Source organism: Mesorhizobium sp. RSR380A (genome assembly GCF_054719385.1).
In genome coordinates, this window is record NZ_JBTTIB010000001.1 from 924,042 (window position 1) to 943,256 (window position 19,215).

13 protein-coding genes are annotated in these 19,215 nt (G+C 64.0%); 9 read left to right on the top strand and 4 right to left on the bottom strand.

Annotation, left to right across the window (positions count from 1 at the left end; genetic code table 11):
- Window position 1: 1 nt before the first annotated feature.
- Window positions 2-1,930, bottom strand: coding sequence for an autotransporter assembly complex protein TamA (locus ACYG9Z_RS04520; protein WP_352758085.1), 1,929 nt, complete (start codon window positions 1,928-1,930; stop codon window positions 2-4).
- 277 nt (window positions 1,931-2,207) lie between these two features.
- On the opposite strand from ACYG9Z_RS04520, the gene ACYG9Z_RS04525 reads away from it, so the two are divergent.
- The 7 genes from ACYG9Z_RS04525 to ACYG9Z_RS04555 all read left to right on the top strand — a co-directional run bounded on the left by ACYG9Z_RS04525 (window position 2,208) and on the right by ACYG9Z_RS04555 (window position 14,937).
- Window positions 2,208-7,694, top strand: coding sequence for an alpha-2-macroglobulin family protein (locus tag ACYG9Z_RS04525; RefSeq protein WP_352758084.1), 5,487 nt, complete (start codon window positions 2,208-2,210; stop codon window positions 7,692-7,694).
- 83 nt (window positions 7,695-7,777) lie between these two features.
- Window positions 7,778-9,883, top strand: coding sequence for a penicillin-binding protein 1C (gene pbpC / locus ACYG9Z_RS04530; RefSeq protein WP_031244241.1), 2,106 nt, complete (start codon window positions 7,778-7,780; stop codon window positions 9,881-9,883).
- 241 nt (window positions 9,884-10,124) lie between these two features.
- Window positions 10,125-10,820: a M15 family metallopeptidase gene (locus tag ACYG9Z_RS04535; protein WP_023752965.1), complete on the top strand. Its 696-nt coding sequence runs from the start codon at window positions 10,125-10,127 to the stop codon at window positions 10,818-10,820.
- A gap of 231 nt (window positions 10,821-11,051) precedes the next feature.
- Window positions 11,052-12,080: a sulfate ABC transporter substrate-binding protein gene (locus ACYG9Z_RS04540; protein ID WP_023673082.1), complete on the top strand. Its 1,029-nt coding sequence runs from the start codon at window positions 11,052-11,054 to the stop codon at window positions 12,078-12,080.
- 18 nt (window positions 12,081-12,098) lie between these two features.
- Entirely contained in the window at window positions 12,099-12,950 is an 852-nt protein-coding gene (cysT, locus tag ACYG9Z_RS04545; protein WP_023752964.1) for a sulfate ABC transporter permease subunit CysT, read from the top strand.
- Complete coding sequence (gene cysW / locus ACYG9Z_RS04550) at window positions 12,943-13,827, top strand: sulfate ABC transporter permease subunit CysW (protein ID WP_023690809.1); 885 nt, start codon at window positions 12,943-12,945, stop codon at window positions 13,825-13,827. The genes cysT and cysW overlap by 8 nt, the downstream gene beginning before the upstream one ends.
- A gap of 69 nt (window positions 13,828-13,896) precedes the next feature.
- Window positions 13,897-14,937, top strand: a complete 1,041-nt coding sequence (locus ACYG9Z_RS04555; protein WP_023673079.1) for a sulfate/molybdate ABC transporter ATP-binding protein — start codon at window positions 13,897-13,899, stop codon at window positions 14,935-14,937.
- Window positions 14,938-14,951: 14 nt separating this feature from the next.
- On the opposite strand, the gene ACYG9Z_RS04560 is transcribed toward ACYG9Z_RS04555, so the two are convergent.
- A complete protein-coding gene (locus ACYG9Z_RS04560) occupies window positions 14,952-15,350 on the bottom strand; it encodes a type II toxin-antitoxin system VapC family toxin (RefSeq protein ID WP_023725412.1) in 399 nt (132 codons plus the stop codon).
- Window positions 15,350-15,622, bottom strand: coding sequence for an AbrB/MazE/SpoVT family DNA-binding domain-containing protein (locus ACYG9Z_RS04565; RefSeq protein WP_023687970.1), 273 nt, complete (start codon window positions 15,620-15,622; stop codon window positions 15,350-15,352). The genes ACYG9Z_RS04560 and ACYG9Z_RS04565 overlap by 1 nt, the downstream gene beginning before the upstream one ends.
- Before the next feature lie 240 nt (window positions 15,623-15,862).
- Between ACYG9Z_RS04565 and ACYG9Z_RS04570 the strand changes: the two genes are divergently transcribed.
- Window positions 15,863-16,843 (top strand): sulfate ABC transporter substrate-binding protein, encoded by a 981-nt coding sequence (locus tag ACYG9Z_RS04570; RefSeq protein ID WP_023752963.1) that lies wholly within the window; start codon window positions 15,863-15,865, stop codon window positions 16,841-16,843.
- Between the two features lie 261 nt (window positions 16,844-17,104).
- Window positions 17,105-17,554 (top strand): RrF2 family transcriptional regulator, encoded by a 450-nt coding sequence (locus ACYG9Z_RS04575; protein WP_023752962.1) that lies wholly within the window; start codon window positions 17,105-17,107, stop codon window positions 17,552-17,554.
- 65 nt (window positions 17,555-17,619) lie between these two features.
- On the opposite strand, the gene ACYG9Z_RS04580 is transcribed toward ACYG9Z_RS04575, so the two are convergent.
- Window positions 17,620-19,161, bottom strand: coding sequence for an acyl--CoA ligase (locus ACYG9Z_RS04580; protein ID WP_050586895.1), 1,542 nt, complete (start codon window positions 19,159-19,161; stop codon window positions 17,620-17,622).
- Window positions 19,162-19,215 lie beyond the last annotated feature (54 nt).

Genomic DNA, 19,215 nt, shown 5'->3' on the forward strand with positions numbered 1-19,215 from the left:
GTCAGAACGCCTGTCCGATCCCGGCATAGATGCCGAAACGCGGGTCGCCACGGTCGCGGTTGAGCGGCACGGCGGCGTCGATGCGCAGCGGCCCGAACGGCGTGATGTAGCGCAGGCCAACGCCCGCGCCGACCTTCACGTCGGAAAAGTCCGGCGTCGCTGTGGTCGAGACAGTGCCGGCGTCGACGAACGGCACGATGCCGATCGTGTCGGTCAGCGCAATGCGCATTTCGACCGATGTTTCGAAGAAGGAAAGCCCGCCGATCGGCTGATTGTCGATGTCCTTCGGTCCGATGCCCTGATAGGCATAGCCCCGCACCGAGCCGCCACCGCCGGAATAGAAGCGCCTGTCGGCTGGAACGTTCTGAAGGCCGGTGCCGACGATCGAACCCAGCGCGACGCGTTCGGCAAGCACGAATTTCGAGGCCGTGTCGAGCGACTGATAGGCCGACCCCTCGCCCCTGAGCTTGAGGAAGGCGGCGCCGCTCAGAATGTCGTAGCTCGGTTCGGCATAGGCCAGAACCCTGAAGCCGCTGGTCGGATTGAGCCGGTTGTCCCTGTTGTCATAGACATATTGCAGCGGAATGCTGGCGATCAGGTATTTGTGCTTGCCGAAGGCGTCGGTGATCCTGGAATAGTCCAGCGCGATTTCAGCCGAAACCGTCTGCTTCTTGTCGATCTCATAGGACAGGCCGGTGCTGCCCTTGACCGAGAAATGGTCGTAGGCATCGGGATGTTCGAGGACGGTCTTGACGCTGGCGATGAATTTCGAAGCCGGCCCGATCACGCCCGGCTTCTCGAACATGATGCCGGCATTGTAGTTGAGCTCGCTGAGATCGTTGCTGCCGATGCCGCTGATCTTGCCCTCGATGCGCAGCTTTTCGGCCCGGCCGAACAGATTTCGGTGGCCCCAATAGCCTTCCAGGCCTAGCCCTTCGGTGTTGGAGAAAGTGCCGCCGACGCCGAAATAGCGCGGTTTGCGCTCGCTGACCTGAACGCCGATCGGAATATTGCCGTCGGCGTCGAGACTGTCGGCTTCCTTCAGCGTCACGCTGTTGAACACTTCGAGCCTCAGCAGCCGGTCGCGGGCATCGTCGATCTCGTCGGGCGAATATTGCCGGCCGCGTTTCAGCCCGGTCATATATTCGGTGAACTCGCGATTGACCTTCTCGGTGCCATCGACGGTGGTGTCGCCATAACCGGCAACCGGCCCGGCGGCCACAGTCAGCGTCACGTCGAGCGTCGAGGTGGTGTGCTCGGCCACGACCTGCATGTCGGTGATCCGGGCCAGCGGCCGGCCCTCCTGCTTCAGCGCCCGCACGATCAGCGCCTCGGCCTTGAGCACGGCGCCCGAGCCGGCATCGCCGCCGGCTATCAGGCCGAAATCGGTGCTCGCCAGCCCGGCGGCATCGCCCTCCAGCCGAATATTGCCGAGCGTGAATTTGGGCCCGCTCGAGATGCTGATCACCACCGGGATCGGCTGCGGACCCGTAAATTCGGCATCGGGCGGCAAATCGTCGAGCGCCTTGCCCTGGATGGTGATGGTGACGACGCCTTCATAACGGGCGTCGGCATAAAGCGCGGCGACCAGCTGTTCGCGGTCGCTACGCGCCTTTGCCAAAAGGCCGAGCGAGCCGGAAACCGGGCGGTCTTCGTCGGATTTCAGCGACGAGGCGTTTTCGAGCTTCTTGACCAGGTCCTTGTCGGCATCGGGCGCTTCGATGGTCACCGCATAGCGCAGCGGGTCGACGATATCGGCGTCCTCGTCATTCGAAGAGCCCCACAATTTGATGCCGAAGAGCTCGAAGGCGGCCGCCGACCCCGATTCGGCAACGAGCACGGTCGAGCACGCCAACGCCACAATCAGCGCACGCGAAAGCGTGCGCCGTGGCGCACTTACCTTCGACATCTGCGCTTCATACGCCGGCATCAGGACAACCTAGGTTACAAAACTAAAATTGGAATGAAGTTTTGAAGCGCTCGTAAAGGGGCCACAATCCAATTGTCTGAAATAGGCAGGGCTTGGAATTCACACCTTCTGCGTTTTCGCAAGAAAGCGTGATCCCTTTCCCGTGGATGAACTATCGGCATACCGGTCATTGGCCGGTTTGGGAACCGTTGGCGGGCGGAAACCTGCCCGTCCTCGTGTTGACAAGCTTGACTGAAGCTTGAACATGCCGCGGACGTAGCAGTGTTTGGAGGGTGTTATGGCGATGCGCGCGGCGGCTCGTGGTCTGTCGATCTTGATTCTTCTCATTTTCGCCTGGGGGTCTGTAGCGCAAGCGGCCGAAGCCCGCCGGGTGGTGACCTCAAATAATTCCGACTATTTCGGCTTCGATCTCAGATCGGACCAGAATGTCAGCCTCGATCAGTGCAAGACGACATGCCTCGGCGACCCCGCCTGCCGCGCCTTTACTTACAACAACAAGGCCAAATGGTGCTTCCTAAAGTCCGACTATAACCAGTTGAAACCCTTCAGCGGCGCGGTCGCGGGCAAGGTCGTCAATGTCGATGGCGACCCCGATATCGGCGCCCCGCCGGAACTCGCCTTCTTCCCCAACTGGATGGCCGACCAGGCCCAGCAATACCGCAACAAGCTGACCGATCCGGCCTATGACAAGCCGACCGACGGGCTGGAATCACTCCGCGCCGCCGCCGAACAGGCTGCACTGACCGGCGACCATGGGCAGGCCATGAACAAATACGAGGCCGCGGTCTCGGTCCTGCCTGACGACGGTCAGCTTTGGCTCGGTCTGGCGCGTGAAACGCTTGCCATACAGCCGGCCAGCGGCACCTCCGAATCCTACAATCTGCCGGTCAAAGGCACCTCCGCCGCCATCAACGCCTACAAGTTGCTGCGCACCACCAAGACCCGCGCCGAAGTGCTGGCGCTGCTCGGCAACGGCCTCGACCGCCGCGATCTCTACCGTCCAGCCCTGCAGGCTTATGAAGCCAGCCTCGCGCTGGTCAGTTCGCCGGCGGTCAAGGCCGAATATGAGGATCTCAAGGCCCGCAAGGGCTTCCGCGTCATCGATCACTCGATCGACGCCGACACCAGCGCGCCTCGCATTTGCGCGCAGTTTTCCGAGGAGCTGGTCAAGACCGGCGTTGACTACGCCCAGTTCGTCACCGTCGACAACCAGCCGCCCAAGGGCGTCGAGGCAAAGGACAAGCAGATCTGCGTCGAAGGCCTGGAGCACGGCCAACATTACGAAGTGACCTTCCGCGCCGGCCTGCCGGCCGCCATTGGCGAGGTCACCGCCGCTCCGGTCGTGCTGTCGATCTATGTGCAGGACCGCGCGCCGTCCGCCCGCTTCACCGGCGACAGCTTCGTGCTGCCCGCCGGCGCCCGCCGCGGCATCCCGGTCGTCACCGTCAACATGAATGCCGCGCAGATGAAGCTCTACCGCATCGGCGATCGTTCGCTGGCGCAGCTTCTGTCCGGCTATCAGTTCCTAAAGCAGCTCGACGGCTATGATATCTCCAGCATTTCCGACCAGATGGGTGAGCCGGTCTGGCAGGGGCAGCTCGATATCGCCAACGACCTCAACAAGGACGTCACGACTTCGTTCCCGGTCGACGAAGCCTTGCCGCAGCGCAAGCCCGGCGTCTACGTGCTGACCGCGCAAGCGGTAAATGAAAATGACGAGGACAATTACAATTCGCTTGCCACGCAGTGGTTCGTCGTCTCGGACATCGGCCTGTCGACCTATACCGGCCAGGATGGCCTCAATGTCTTTGCCCGCTCGCTCGGAACCGCCAAGCCGATCGCCGGCGCCGAACTGACGCTGCTGGCCAGGAACAATGAAATCCTCGGCACAGCCACGTCGGACGCCGAAGGCCATGCTGTCTTCAACCCCGGCCTGACGCGCGGCGACGGCGGCATGGTGCCGGCCGTTCTGATGGCCAAGCAGGGCGACAACGATTTCGTCTTCCTCGACATGGGCCGCGCCGGCTTCGATCTGTCCGATCGCGGCGTCGCCGGACGCGCCGCACCGGGCGCGCTCGATGTCTATGCCTGGACCGAACGCGGCATCTACCGCGCCGGCGAGGATGTGCATGTCGCAGCCCTTGCCCGCGACGGCGCCTCCAAAGCGGTGGAAAACCTGCCGCTGACCTTCATCTTCACCCGTCCCGACGGCGTCGAGAACCGCCGCATCGTTGCCGATGGCGTCTCGGCCGGCGGCTATGCCGTCGACCTGCCGCTGGAAGCCAACGCCATGCGCGGCACCTGGACGGTGTCGATCTATACCGATCCCAAGCAGGCGGCCGTTTCCAGCCAGATGTTCCTGGTCGAAGACTTCGTGCCGGATCGCATCGAGTTCGACATGAAGTCCGACAAGCAGGAGATCGCACAGGGCGAAACCGCCACCATCGACATTGACGGCCGCTTCCTCTATGGCGCGCCGGCCGCCGGCCTCGCGCTCGAAGGCGAGCTGACGCTGTCGACGGCGCGCGACTGGGACCGTTTCGCCGGCTATTCGTTCGGCCTTGCCGACGAGCAGTCGGCCGAGCCTTCGGTGACCCCGTTCACCGGTCTGCCGGTGGTCGGCGACGACGGCAAGGCGACCTTCCCGGTCACGGTCGACCAATTGCCCGCGACCACCAAGCTGGTCGACGCCAAGGTCACGGTTCGCATGCGCGAAACCGGCGGCCGCGCCATCGAGCGCTCGCTCAACATCGGCATCCGCCCGCAAGGCCACATGATCGGCATTCGTCCGGATTTCGCCGACAATGAGGTGCCGCAGGGCGGCACCGCCAAATTCAGCCTCATCGCGGTCGATCCCGACGGCAAGCGCGAGACGCTGAAGGGCGCGCAGTGGTCGCTGGTCAAGGTCGAACGCAATTACCAGTGGTATCGCAACAACAACTCGTGGAACTACGAACCGGTCACCTTCACCAAATCGATCGCCAACGGCCAGGTCGATCTCAGCGCCGATGCCGAGGCGACCGTGACGATGCCGGTCGACTGGGGCCAGTACCGGCTCGAGATCGAGACTGCCGATCCCGAGGGCCCGGCGACCAGCTATGAGTTCGACGCCGGCTGGTATGTCTCCTCGACCTCCACCGAAACGCCTGACGGGCTCGAGATCGCTCTCGACAAGGACAGCTATGCCGTCGGCGACGTGGCCAAGCTGAAAGTGTCGCCGCATTTTGCCGGCGAACTGCTGGTCACCATCGGCGCCGACAAGCTGCTCAAGACCGTCACGGCAACCGTGCCGGCCGGCGGCAGCACGGTCGACATCCCGGTCGGTGACGACTGGGGCGCCGGCGCCTACATCACCGCAACCCTGTTCCGGCCCGGCGATGCGCAGGAAACCCGCATGCCGGCGCGCGCCATCGGCGTAAAATGGCTGACGGTCGACCCAGGCTCGAAAAAGCTCGCCGTCACCCTGACGCCGCCGGACAAGACGATGCCGCGCCAGCAGCTGTCGATCCCGGTTTCGGTCGCCGGCGTAGCGCCGGGCAGCAATGCCTATGTCACGGTCGCTGCCGTCGATGTCGGCATTTTGAACCTCACCAACTACAAGGCGCCGGATCCGGAGGGCTGGTATTTCGGCCAGCGCATGCTCGGGCTCGAAGTCCGCGACATCTATGGCCGTCTCATCGACGGCTCGCTCGGCACCACCGGCAAGCTCAGGACCGGCGGCGACGGTGCCTCGATGCAGCCGCAAGGCAGTCCGCCGACCGAAAAGCTGGTCGCCTTCTTCTCCGGCCCGGTCCAGCTCGACGCCGACGGCAAGGCAAGGATCGACTTCGACATCCCGCAGTTCAACGGCACCGTGCGCGTCATGGCCGTCGCCTGGACCAAGGAGGCCGTCGGCCATGCCACGACCGATGTCATCGTGCGCGATCCGGTGGTGATCACTGCCGGCCTGCCCCGCTTCCTGGCGCCTGGAGATGCAGCTATCATGCGGCTCGACGTCGCCGACACCGACGGTCCGGAGGGCGACTATGCCCTGTCGATCGCCACGACCGGCGACCTCTCGACCGGCGACAAGCCCTTGCCCGAAAAGCTGACGCTGGCCAAGGGCAAGCGCCAGACGCTGACCGTGCCGCTGATTGCACAGACGGCGGGCAATGCCTCGATCACCATCAAGCTCGCCCATGGCGACGGCACCGCCGTCGAGCAGACGCTGTATGTTCCGGTGCGTCCGGCGCAATTGCCGGTCACCACCCGTCTGGTCGTCGACCTCAAGGGCAATGGCGGCTCGCTGCGCGTCGACAAGGAGCTGCTCGCGGCAAGCCTGCTCGACGGCGCCTCGATCAGTGTCGGCGTTTCGCAGGCTGCCGCCTTCGACGTGCCGTCGCTGCTGATGACGCTCGACCGCTACCCCTATGGTTGCGCCGAGCAGACCACCAGCCGCGCCATGCCGCTTCTCTACGTCAACGATCTGGCGTCCGGCGTTGGCATGCAAAGCGATCCCGAACTGCACGGCCGCGTGCAGGCCGCCATCTACAAGGTGCTGAGCTACCAGGCTTCGGCCGGCAGCTTCGGCCTGTGGGGTCCGGGCTCCGGCGATCTGTGGCTTGACTCTTACGTCACCGACTTCCTGACCCGGGCGCGCGAGCAGAACTACGACGTGCCGGCGCTGGCGATGAGCCAGGCGCTGAGCAATCTGCAAAACTCGGTCGGTTACGACCAGGACGTCCAGGATCGCGGCAGCGAAATCGCCTACGCGCTCTATGTTCTGGCCCGCAACAAGAAGGCCTCGGTCGGCGATCTGCGCTACTACGCCGACACCAAGCTCGAAGCCTTCTCGAGCCCGATGGCCGTCGCCCAGTTGGCGGCGAGCCTGGCGCTCTACGGCGACGCGCAGCGTTCGGAAGCAACCTTCCAGACGGCGCTGCAGCTGGCCAAGTCGACCACCGAATACGACTACTACCGGTCCGACTATGGCTCGCGGCTGCGTGATGGCGCCGCGATCCTGGCGCTCGCCGCCGAATCGAAGCCGGTGCCGACCATCGTGCCGGAGCTGATCCGGCTGGTGGCAAGGGAACGCGCCGATGCCCGCTGGACCAGCACGCAGGACGAGTCCTGGATGCTTCTGGCGGCCCGCGCGCTGAAGTCGGGCAACGACTCTATCACGCTGTCGGTCAACGGCGCGCCGCATGCAGGTGGATATTCCAACCACCTCAGCGGCACCGACATTGCCGACAGCCCGCTGACCATCGCCAACACCGGCGCCACGCCGCTGCAGGCGGTCGTCACCACGGTCGCCTCGCCGGTAGAGCCCTTGCCGGCCGGCGGCGACGGCTTCACCATCGACCGCACCTACTACAAGCTCGATGGCACCGAAGCCAACGTCACCGAGGCGACGCAGAACGAACGCTACGTGGTCGTGCTCAAGGTTTACGAGCAGAACCGCTGGCCTTCGCGCCTGCTGATCACCGACCTGTTGCCGGCCGGCTTCGAGATCGACAATCCGGGCCTTGTTTCCAGCGCCCAGCTGTCGAACTTCACCTGGCTGGCGCAAACCGACGCCGCCCATCTCGAATTCCGCGACGACCGTTTCGTCGCGGCATTCAATCCCAATGACGGCGATGGCGACCGCAACATCATGCTGGCCTATGTCGTGCGTGCGGTGACGCCGGGCACCTACGCCCATCCGGCGGCCACGGTGGAGGACATGTACCGGCCGCAATATTCGGCCCGCACCGCCACCGGTATGATGGAGATCAGGGCGCCGTAAGGCGCCTTGACGAAGATGAACACGCCGATGTCCGCGACCATCTCCTTCTCCCCGCTATGCGGAGAGAAGGAGCCGGCAGGCGGATGAAGGGCACCACCATGCTCTCCAGAAAATTTCTCCGTCGAACAGGCATCGCCGCCGCCTCCCTCGTCGGCTTTGCGGCGATCGCTGCCGCTTCTCTCTGGGAACTCGACCGCGCTTTTCCGCCGCCGCTGCCCGGAAGGCTCACCGTCTCCACCGAGGTCCAGGACCGCGACGGCCAGCTGTTGCGCGCCTTCGCCACGCCGGACGGTTACTGGCGGCTCGACACTCATCTCGACCAGGTCGACAAGCAGTTCGTCAACATGCTGGTCACCTATGAAGACAAGCGCTTCTGGGACCATGATGGCGTCGATGTGCTGGCGCTGGCGCGCGCCGCCGGCCAGTTCGCCACCAGCGGCCGTATCGTCTCCGGCGGCTCGACCCTGTCGATGCAGCTTGCCCGGCTGATCGAGCCACGCGAAAACCGCAGCCTCGGCTCGAAGATCAAGCAGATGCTGCGTGCCATCCAGATCGAGCGGCGGCTGTCCAAGCAGGAGATCCTCGAACGCTACCTGACCTTGGCGCCCTATGGCGGCAATCTTGAAGGTGTGCGCGCCGCCTCGCTCGCCTATTTCGGCAAAGAGCCGAAGCGGCTGACGGTCTCGGAAGCAGCACTGCTCGTCGCCTTGCCGCAATTGCCGGAAAAGCGCCGGCCCGACCGCAATCTCACCATCGCTCATGCCGCCCGCGACCGCGTGCTGACCCGCATGGTTTCGGCAGGCCTGCTTGGCGAGCGCGAGGCCGCGCGCGCCGCCCTCGACGATGTCTCGGGCCTGCGCCGCAAATTGCCGGCGCTGGCGCCGCACGCCGCCTACGCCATGCTGCCCAAGGCCGTGCCCGGCAAGCCACTGCAGCTTACGATCCGCAAAAGCGTGCAGCAAGGGCTGGAACAGGTGGCGCGCGATGCCGCGATCAAGCTTGGCCCGCGCCTGTCGGTCGCCATGGTGATGGCGGACGCACGCACCGGCGACATTCTTGGCGAAGTCGGCTCGGCCGATTTCTTCGATGCCAGCCGCTCCGGCTGGATCGACATGACCAGGATCGTGCGTTCGCCCGGTTCGACGCTGAAGCCGTTCATCTATGGCCTCGCCTTCGAGCAAGGGCTGGTGGCGCAGGAAATGCTGATCGAGGACAGTCCGGTCGATTTCGGCGGCTACCGGCCAAAGAATTTCGACATGGGCTATCAGGGGGATGTCTCGATCCGCCAGGCGCTGCAGCTGTCGCTCAACGTTCCGGCGATCCGCGTGCTCGACTCGGTCGGCCCGGCACGGCTGATGGCGCGCTTCCGCCAGGCCGGCGTCAGCCCGGTGCTACCGGTCAACGAGGCGCCGGGCCTCGCCATCGGCCTCGGAGGCGTCGGCGTAACGCTGCGCGATCTCGTCCAGCTCTATACCGGCCTGGCCAATGGCGGCAAGGCAAACACGCTGCATGACGGCACCGAGCCGGCCAACGACGAGCGCGCCACCGCCACCATCCTCGACGCCCAGGCGAACTGGCAGATCACCGACATATTGTCGGGCGTAAAGCCGCCTGAGGGCGCCTTGCAGCGCGGCATCGCCTACAAGACCGGCACGTCCTACGGCTATCGCGATGCCTGGTCGGTCGGCTTCGACGGCCGCTACGTGCTGGGTGTGTGGGTCGGCCGCGCCGATGCCGGTGCGGTGCCCGGCCTGTCCGGCTATGTCTCGGCCGCCCCCATCCTGTTCGAGGGCTTCGTCCGTTCAGGCCTGACCGCCGTCCCGTTGCCCAGCCAGCCGGCCGGCGTCGTCAAGGCCAGGCGCGAAGACCTGCCGGTGACATTGGCGCGCTTCGGCGCCGGCGCCGACGGACTGGTGCAGGCAGGCCCGACGGAACCGGCGCCAACGATCATTTTCCCGCCCAACGGCGCCCGCGTCGATCTCGCCACCAATTCCGCCGAGGCCTCGCCGCTGGTGCTGAAACTGCAAGGCGGCCGCGCGCCGTTCCGCTGGCTGGCCAATGGCAAGCCGCTCGTCGGCATCGACCGCCGCCGCACTGCGACCTGGCTGCCCGACGGCGCCGGCTATTCGACGCTCACCGTCATCGACGCCGTGGGACGCGCGGCAAGCGTGAAGGTGTTCGTTGAATAGATGGCGCCAAGCGATTCAGGGGATTGGGCTTCTTCGCCCGAGACCCGGCGCGAGGCACCCCCCTCTGGCCTGCCGGCCATCTCCCCCGCAAGGAGGGAGATTATTCGCCTCGCTGCCTTCGCCAATCTCCAACGGTCGAGTAGTAAGCGCGAGGTCCAAACCGCCAATCTCCCCCCTTGAGGGGGAGATGCCCGGCAGGGCAGAGGGGGGTGCCTCGCGCTGTCCTTCGTTGGCAAGCTTCATGGCGGCAACGCTGATGATCCTCGTTGCACCCCCCGCCCACGCCGATCCCCTGCCCGCCGGCTTCGTCCGCCTGGCCGATGTCGATCCCTCGATCCGCCAGGACATCCGCTATGCCGGCCTGGAAAATTTCCTGCATCGCAAGGCCGATGGCTACGACGCCCCAGTCTGCATCCTCACGAAGCAAGCTGCGCAAGCGCTGTCCGGCGTGCAGAAAGCGCTCGCCGCCGACGGCCTGACGCTGGTCGTCTTCGACTGCTACCGCCCGGCCCGCGCCGTTGCCGACATGGGCAAATGGACCAGAGAGGGCGGCCCGCCCGATCCGCAATGGTACCCTCAGGTGCAGCGCGGCGACCTCATCGCCAAGGGCTATATCGGCGAATTGTCAACCCATTCGCGCGGCTCGACCGTCGATGTAGCCATCGCCCGCAGCGACGGCAAGAACAAGTCATCCGCCGCTTGCGGCGCGGCCGGCGCCGGCACGCTCGGTTTCGGCACCAGCTTCGACTGTTTCGACCCGGCAAGCGAAACCGCCCATCGCCCATTGGCGGCAGAAGCGGCGGCAAACCGCAAAAGGCTGCTCGACGCCATGCGCGCCGGCGGCTTCAAGAATTATGCGCGCGAGTGGTGGCACTACACGCTTCGGGATGAGCCGTATCCAAAGCTGCGCTTCGATTTTCCCATCACTGCGGGCTGAACCGCCCGGTGCTACACCGAGCCTTCCCTCGCTTCGGCCTTGCTTCTGCGCTGTCAGCTCCTAGATAGCGTCAAACCGGCCGGATTCGGGTTAGACCAATATGAGGAAAATATTTTCTTCCGAAACCCAATATCGGCGAAAATTTCCTTCGGGGGGACAAAAAATGCAACGTTGAATGCATCTAATTTCTATCAATTCGATAGAGTTCAGCCGTCATCAACGGAGGCGGAAATGACCAAACCTCATTTCAAGAAACTGCTCGGCGCACTGGTCGCCACATCGATCCAGTTCGGCACGCTCGGTTTCGCGTTTGCCGATACGACCATTCTGAACGTGTCCTACGACCCGACACGCGAACTCTACAAGGCCTATGACGAAGCCTTCGTCGCACACTGGAAGGCCGAGACCGGCGAGACGGTCACCATCCAGCAATCGCATGGCGGCTCCGGCGCCCAGGCCCGCGCCGTGATCGACGGCCTCGATGCCGATGTGGTCACGCTGGCGCTCGAAGGCGACATCAACGCCATCGTCACCAAGTCGAAGAAGATCAACCCGGACTGGCGCAAGAAGTTCGAGAACAATTCGGCGCCTTACACCTCGACCATCATCTTCCTGGTCCGCAAGGGCAACCCGAAGGGCATCCACGACTGGAGCGATCTGGTCAAGGACGGTGTCCAGGTGATCACGCCGAACCCGAAGACGTCGGGTGGCGCCCGCTGGAACTACCTTGCCGCCTGGGCCTATGCCAACGCCAATGATGGCGGCGACGAGGCCAAGAACAAGGAATTTGTCGGCAAGCTCTACGCCAATGCTCCGGTGCTCGACACCGGTGCGCGCGGCTCGACGGTCACCTTCGCGCAAAAGGGCATCGGCGACGTGCTGATCGGCTGGGAAAACGACGCCTATCTGGCGCTCAATGAATTCGGAGCCGACAATTTCGAGATCGTCTATCCCCCGACCTCGATCCTGGCCGAGCCGCCGGTGGCGATCGTCGACGCCAATGTCGATGCCAAGGGCACCCGCAAGGTCGCCGAAGCCTATCTCGGCTGGCTCTATTCCAAGGAAGCCCAGACGATCATCGCCAAGAACCACTATCGTCCGGCCAAGCCCGAGTTGGTGGATGCGGCTGACATTCCGAAGACGCCCGAAATCAAGCTGATCTCCATCGACGATCCGCTTTTTGGCGGCTGGAAGAAGGCACAGCCTTATCATTTCGGCGATGGTGGTATATTCGACCAGATCTACAAGCCGGCCCAGTAGGATTTAGATCAGGACGACATGACCATAGCACCCGCCAAGGCGGGGTGGCGATTCAGACAGCCGAGTGTCATTCCGGGTTTCGGATTGACGCTCGGCTTCTCGCTTGCCTACCTCACGCTCATCATCCTCATCCCCCTGTCGGGCCTGATCTGGCGCTCGGCAGCCCTCGGCTGGACCGATTTCTGGGCGATCGCCACCGACCGCCGGACCATCAACGCGCTTCAAATCAGCTTCGGCACAGCCTTCATCGCAGCCGCCGTCAACGTCGTCTTCGGCACGCTCGTCGCCTGGGTGCTGGTGCGCTACCGCTTCCCCGGCCGCCGCGTCGTCGACGCCATGGTCGACCTGCCCTTCGCGCTGCCGACGGCAGTGGCCGGTATCGCGCTGACCACTCTTTATGCGCCCAATGGCTGGATCGGCCATCTCCTGGCGCCGCTCGGCATCAAGGTCGCCTACACGCCGCTCGGCATTGTCGTGGCGCTTGTCTTCATCGGCCTGCCGTTTGTCGTGCGCACGGTGCAGCCGATCATGGAGGAGATCGACAAGGAAGTGGAGGAGGCCGCCGCGACGCTCGGCGCCAACCGCTTCCAGATCATCACCCGCATCCTGTTTCCCGGCCTGGCGCCGGCCATCATCACCGGCTTCTCACTCGCCTTCGCGCGCGGCGTCGGCGAATACGGCTCGGTCATCTTCATCGCCGGCAACCTTCCCTACAAGTCGGAGATCGCACCGCTTCTGATCGTCATCCGGCTCGAGGAGTACAATTATCCGGCGGCCACCGCGATCGCGGCGATCATGCTTTTGCTGTCGTTCGTGATGCTGCTGGTCATCAACCTGGCGCAGTCATGGAGTCGCAAGCGCTATGGCTGACCCCGAGATCAAATCCTACGAACCGCATCACGAGAGCCGGTCGGCGGCGGTGACCGAAAGCCGGCCGGTGCGGCTGCTGCTGATGGCGGTGGCCTTCGCCTTCCTCGCCATCTTCCTGCTGCTGCCGCTGATCATCGTCTTCCACGAGGCGCTGGCGAAAGGCATTGGCGCCTACACGGAATCGCTCTCCAATCCCGATACGCGCTCGGCGATCCGGCTGACGCTGCTGGTGGCGGTGATCGCCGTTCCGCTCAACGTCGTCTTCGGCATTTCGGCTGCCTGGGCGATCGCCAAGTTCGAGTTCAAGGGCAAGGCTTTTCTAACCACGCTGATCGACCTGCCCTTCTCGGTCTCGCCGGTCATTTCCGGCCTGGTCTATGTGCTTTTGTTTGGCGCTCAGGGACTGTTCGGTGAATGGCTGAAGGCGCACGGCATCCAGATCCTGTTCGCCGTGCCCGGCATCGTGCTCGCGACCATCTTCGTTACCTTCCCCTTCGTTGCCCGCGAACTGATCCCGCTGATGCAGGAACAGGGCAACGGCGACGAGGAAGCCGCGCTCTCTCTGGGCGCCAATGGCTGGCAGACCTTTTGGTACGTGACGCTGCCCAACGTCAAATGGGGATTGCTCTACGGCGTGCTTCTGTGCAACGCCCGCTCGATGGGCGAATTCGGCGCGGTCTCGGTCGTGTCGGGCCACATACGCGGGCTGACCAACACCATGCCGTTGCATGTCGAAATCCTCTACAACGAGTACAACGCCGTCGGCGCTTTTGCCGTCGCTTCGCTGCTTGCCGGCCTGGCGCTGGTCACGCTGGTCTTGAAAACACTTCTCGAGATGCGCTACGGCGCCGAGATCGCCGCGACGCGCGGACATTAGATGCATGTCGCCCAAAAGTGTGAAGCGGTTTTGGGATAACGACATGCATCCACTAAAAAGGGACATTTGATGGAAGTTCGCGTTGCCAACGTACGCAAGGAGTTTGACCGGTTTCCGGCCCTCCATGACGTATCGCTTGACATCAAATCGGGTGAGCTGATCGCGCTGCTTGGGCCATCCGGCTCCGGCAAGACGACGCTGCTGAGGCTTATCGCCGGCCTGGAGCGGCCGACGCGCGGAAAGATCTTCTTCGGCGACGAGGACGCCTCGCACCGCTCGATCCAGGAGCGCAATGTCGGCTTCGTCTTCCAGCACTATGCGCTCTTCCGGCACATGACGGTCGCCGACAATATCGGCTTCGGCCTCAAGGTGCGGCATGGACCGTCGCGACCACCGGCGGCCGAAATCCGCCGACGCGCCTCCGAACTGCTCGATCTCGTTCAGCTTTCCGGCCTGGAAAAGCGCTATCCGGCGCAACTTTCCGGTGGCCAGCGCCAGCGCGTGGCGCTCGCCCGGGCCATGGCCATCGAGCCCAAGGTGCTGTTGCTCGACGAGCCGTTCGGCGCGCTCGATGCGCAGGTGCGCCGGGAACTCCGCCGCTGGCTGCGCGAGATCCATGACCGTACCGGCCACACCACCGTCTTCGTCACCCACGACCAGGAAGAGGCGCTCGAGCTTGCCGACCGCGTCGTGGTGATGAGCCAGGGCCGCATCGAGCAGGTCGGCTCCGCCGACGAGATCTACGACACGCCGAACTCGCCCTTCGTCTACTCCTTCATCGGCGAATCGAGCATGCTGCCGGTCAAGGTTGAGAATGGCGAAATCTGGCTCGCCGACCGTCCGATCGGCGTGTCGGCGCCGCACGCACCCGAGGGCGATGCGACGCTGTATTTCCGCCCGCACGATATCGAACTGCTCGACGGCTGCAGCGGCTGCATCGCCGGCACGGTCGCCGCCAGCCGCCGCGTCGCCGGCACAAGACGCGTCGAACTGGAAATCGGCGGCGAGCGCCAGCGCGTCGAGATCGAACTGCCTGTGGACCATCCTGCGGCGCAGAAGAGCCGGGTGGCGTTCAGGCCAAGGCGCTGGAAGCTTTTCCCGGCGGCATAGACATCGATCCGGCGCTACTCCAGCCAGTTCTCGAGCGTCAGGCCCTTGATCCGACGGAACTCAGCGGTGTTGGCCGTCACCAGTGTCGTCCCCAACACACAGGCATGGGCAGCAATGAAAAGATCATTGTGGCCGATTGGCTGGCCTCTGGCCTCCAGCTCGGCACGAAGTGCTCCGTATTCGTTATCCATCGGCACATCGAGCGGCAGCACAGGTAACTCGGCGAGCAATTGCTCGACCTTGGCGAGCAGCTTGGCCGATCCCTTGCGGGCGCAGCCATAACGCAGCTCCGAGGCGACAACGATGCTGGTGCACAGGGCACCGTCTCCCGCGCGAACCGCCGTACTGGCGGCTTTGCCGGCCGGATTTCGGATCATGTCGCTGATGATGTTCGTGTCCAGCATGAACCGCATCAGAAGATGTCCTCGGGCCCCACGGGCGCATCATGAATCTCGGGAAAGTCGTCTTCAGGACCAAGCGGCGGCTCTTTCGCCCATTGGGCAAGGAGCGCGACGAGGCCGGGTTTGCGGACCGGCTCGATGATCAGCCGGTCGCCATCGCGGCTGATCAGGACCTTCTCGCCAGGCAGCTCGAATTCGACAGGGATGCGAACCGCCTGACTGCGGTTGTTGCGAAACAACTTCGCCTCCCTGGGCGGTGGTATCGAGTGACGGTGCTGCGGCATGGCAGCCTCCCCTGTCTGTTCCACTTGTATATGCCATTTGTATATGCCATTCGGCTTCGAATTGCAAACCACAGAAAACCCCAACGCACCGGCATTTCGCCTGGAATGAATTTTCGCCGATAACCTGCTTCAGCGATTTCTTTTTCGCTGCAACGCCATACGTCTGCCCCGTGTGCCTCGCAGTACACCCTCCGGCCCGGCTATGTTCTGGCAACGCATTGCACATCGGAGCCTGTTTTCATGAAGCGTTTTTTGCTAAGCGTCGCCACCGGCCTGGTCCTCGCCTCTTCGCCGGCCTGGTCGGCCGACAAATTGCTCAACGCTTCCTATGATGTCGGCCGCGAATTGTTCGCCCAGGTGAACAAGGCTTTCGTCGCCGGCCATCCGGGCGTCACCGTCGACCAGTCGCATGCCGGCACCTCGGCGCAGGCGCGCGCCATTGCCGAAGGCCTCGGCGCCGATGTCGTCACCTTCAACCAGGTCACCGACATCGACTTTCTGGTCAAGAAAGGCCTCGTCTCCGCCGACTGGCAGAAGGATTTCCCCGACAACGCCTCGCCCTTCTATTCGCTCCCATCCTTTCTCGTCCGCGCGGGCAACCCCAAGCGCATCAAGGACTGGAACGACCTCGTGCGCGACGACGTGCAGGTGATCTTCCCCAACCCCAAGACCTCGGGCAATGCGCGCTACACCTATCTGGCCGCAACCGCCTACGCCAAGGAAGCCTTCAAGGGCGACGACGCCAAGGTGAAGGAGTTCGTCACCAAGCTGTTCAACAACGTGCCGATCTTCGACACCGGCGGGCGCGCCGCCACCACCACCTTCGTGCAGCGCGAGATCGGCGACGTGCTGATCACCTTCGAGTCGGAAACGCGCGGCATCCGCAAGGAGTATGGCAACGACAAGTTCGAACAGGTCACGCCAACGGTCAGCCTGCTCGCCGAATTCCCGGTGGCGATCGTCGACAAGGTCGCCGACGAGCACGGCAGCCGTGACCTCGCCAAGACCTATCTCGACTTCCTCTACACGCCCGAGGGCCAGACCATCGCGGCTGAAAATGGCCTGCGCGCCCGCAACGCTGAAGTCTCGGCAAAATACAAGGCCGACTTCCCCGATGTCCGCCTGCTGACGGTGGAAGACGTCTTTGGCGGCTGGGACAAGGTACAGAAGGAGCACTTCGCCGCCGGCGGTCTGCTCGACCAGACCTATGGCAGCCGCTGATATCAGCAGCGTTCGACCTCACCTCACAAGAAAGCCGGCGCTTTGCCGGCTTTTTCGTTTTCGCGCGCCGACAAACGGCTTTCATGCGGAGTCTGTCGCGATCGGCGAAAAACGTTACAAAGAATGAACGCCTTTGTGCCTAACGTCTCAACCGGGCGGCTTGTTCTACGCGAAACCGGGTTGTTCAGGCGAAACGTCATGATTTGCACACAAACAACCGCCAGATGCGGGTGGTTGGGGTTTTCATGAACTGAAGCGGGCATGCTTACCAAAAAAGGCAAATACGGCCTCAAGGCCCTCGTGCATCTTTCCGGCCTGCCGGTCGGCCAGCTTGCATTCGTCAACGACATCGCGATCGCCAACAACATCCCGAAGAAATTCCTGGATGCCATTCTGGGCGAGCTGCGCAATGCCGGTTTCGTCCTCAGTCGCAAGGGCAAGGAAGGCGGTTATCGCCTCGCCCGGCCGGCTTCCGAAATCAAGATCGGCCACGTCGTGCGCGTGCTGGACGGCCCGCTCGCTCCCATACCCTGCGCCAGCCGCACGCAATACCAGCGCTGCGAGGATTGCGACGAGGCGACCTGCCAAGTCCGGCACATGATGCTGGGAGTGCGCCAGGCGATCGCCGAAGTGCTGGACAATCGCAGCCTCGCCGCCATGCGCGACGCCGACAATGATGATTTTCCGGTCGAGCTGACATCGCAGATCTAAATTAGAGCATGGTCCCGAAAAGTGGGAACCGGTTTTCGGACAAGATCATGCTCAAATGAGAGTCCTCAGACCAGGCCGAGCTTGCCGGCCAGGCCGACGCGCTGGATCTTGCCTGTGGGACCCTTGGGTATCTCCTGAAGAAACAAGATGTGGCGCGGCACCTTGAACTCGACAATGCGGCTGCGCGCGAAATCGCGTATCTCATCGGCGTCGGCGATGGCGCCCTCGGCCAGCACGATAGCCGCACCCACCTCTTCGCCGAGCATGGCGTGCGGCACGGCGAAGGTCACCGCCTGCGCCACCAGCGGATGATCGAGCAGCACATTGTCGACCTCGAGCGGCGAGATCTTTTCGCCGCCGCGATTGATGATCTCCTTCAGCCGCCCGGTGATCTTCAGATCGCCATCCTCGTCGATGAGGCCCTGGTCGCCGGTGCGGAACCAGCCATCGCTGAAGGCAGCTTCATTGGCCACCGGATTGTCGAGATAGCCATCATGGATGTTGGCGCCGCGCACCGCGATCTCGCCCTTTTCACCCGCCGGCAGGATCGTCCCCTTGTCGTCCAGGATCGTCACCTGCGGACCCGCAGGCAGGCCGACCGAGCCTGGCTTGCGGCGTGCCGGCGGCAGGCCGTTGGATGTCATCTGGTGCGCCGCCTCGGTCATGCCATAGGCCTCGACCACCGGACAGCCGAAGACGCGCTCGAGGTCGCGGAACACGGTGTCGGGAAGCGCTGCCGAAGACGAGCGGATGAAGCGCAGCCGCGCAGCCGCGATGGTTTCGCCATTGCGGGCGGCGCGCGCCAGGATCGCCTGATGCATGGTCGGCACCGCGCTGTACCAGCTCGGCCGGAAATCGCCCAGCCAGCCGTAGAATTTGAGCGGGTTGAAGCCCGGCGTGCAGACAACAGCGCCGCCGACTGCCAGCTGTGCGCTGAGCGCCGCCATCAGCCCGTGAATGTGGAACAGCGGCATCACGTTGAGACACATATCGTTTGCCGACAGCGCCAGGGTGCTGGCGATGTTGGCCATCGATGCCTGCAGATTGCGCTGCCGCAAGCCGACGATCTTCGGTCGCGCCGTGGTTCCCGATGTGTGCAGGACAAGCGCGAAATCGTCGGGTCCGTTGAACTGCATATCGTCGAGGCGAGCCTCGCTGGCAGCCTCCACCTCGGCGTCGCCCGCCAGCAGAAACTCGCCGGCCTTGGCGCCGTCGGTCACGACGACGTCGAGCACCGCAATGCCGAGCCCCTTTGCGGCGTTGCGCGCGGCATCGCCCATGCCTTGTCCGCACAGCAGCAGCTTCACATCGAGATCGCCGAGATAGAAGCGGAATTCGTCTTCGCCGTAAGCCGGATTGAGCGGCGCCGCCGTCGCCAACGCCGAGACCGCCAGGAAACAGGCCGCCATTTCCGGGCCGTTGGGCAAGACGATGCCGACGGCCGTGCCGCGGGCAACGCCACGCCTGGCGAGATCGCCGCAGAGCTTGTCGACAAGATTGGCGAGGCCGGCAAAGCTCAGGGACGGCCGGTCCGGCGCCATCAGCGCCACCGCAGCCGGCCGCCAGGGCGCCAGTTGGGGAAGTGCTACCGATAGGGCCTGTTTCAAGTTCGAACCCTGAATGGCGTTCACCATGGCCTTGCCGGCGCCGATTGCGCGCCC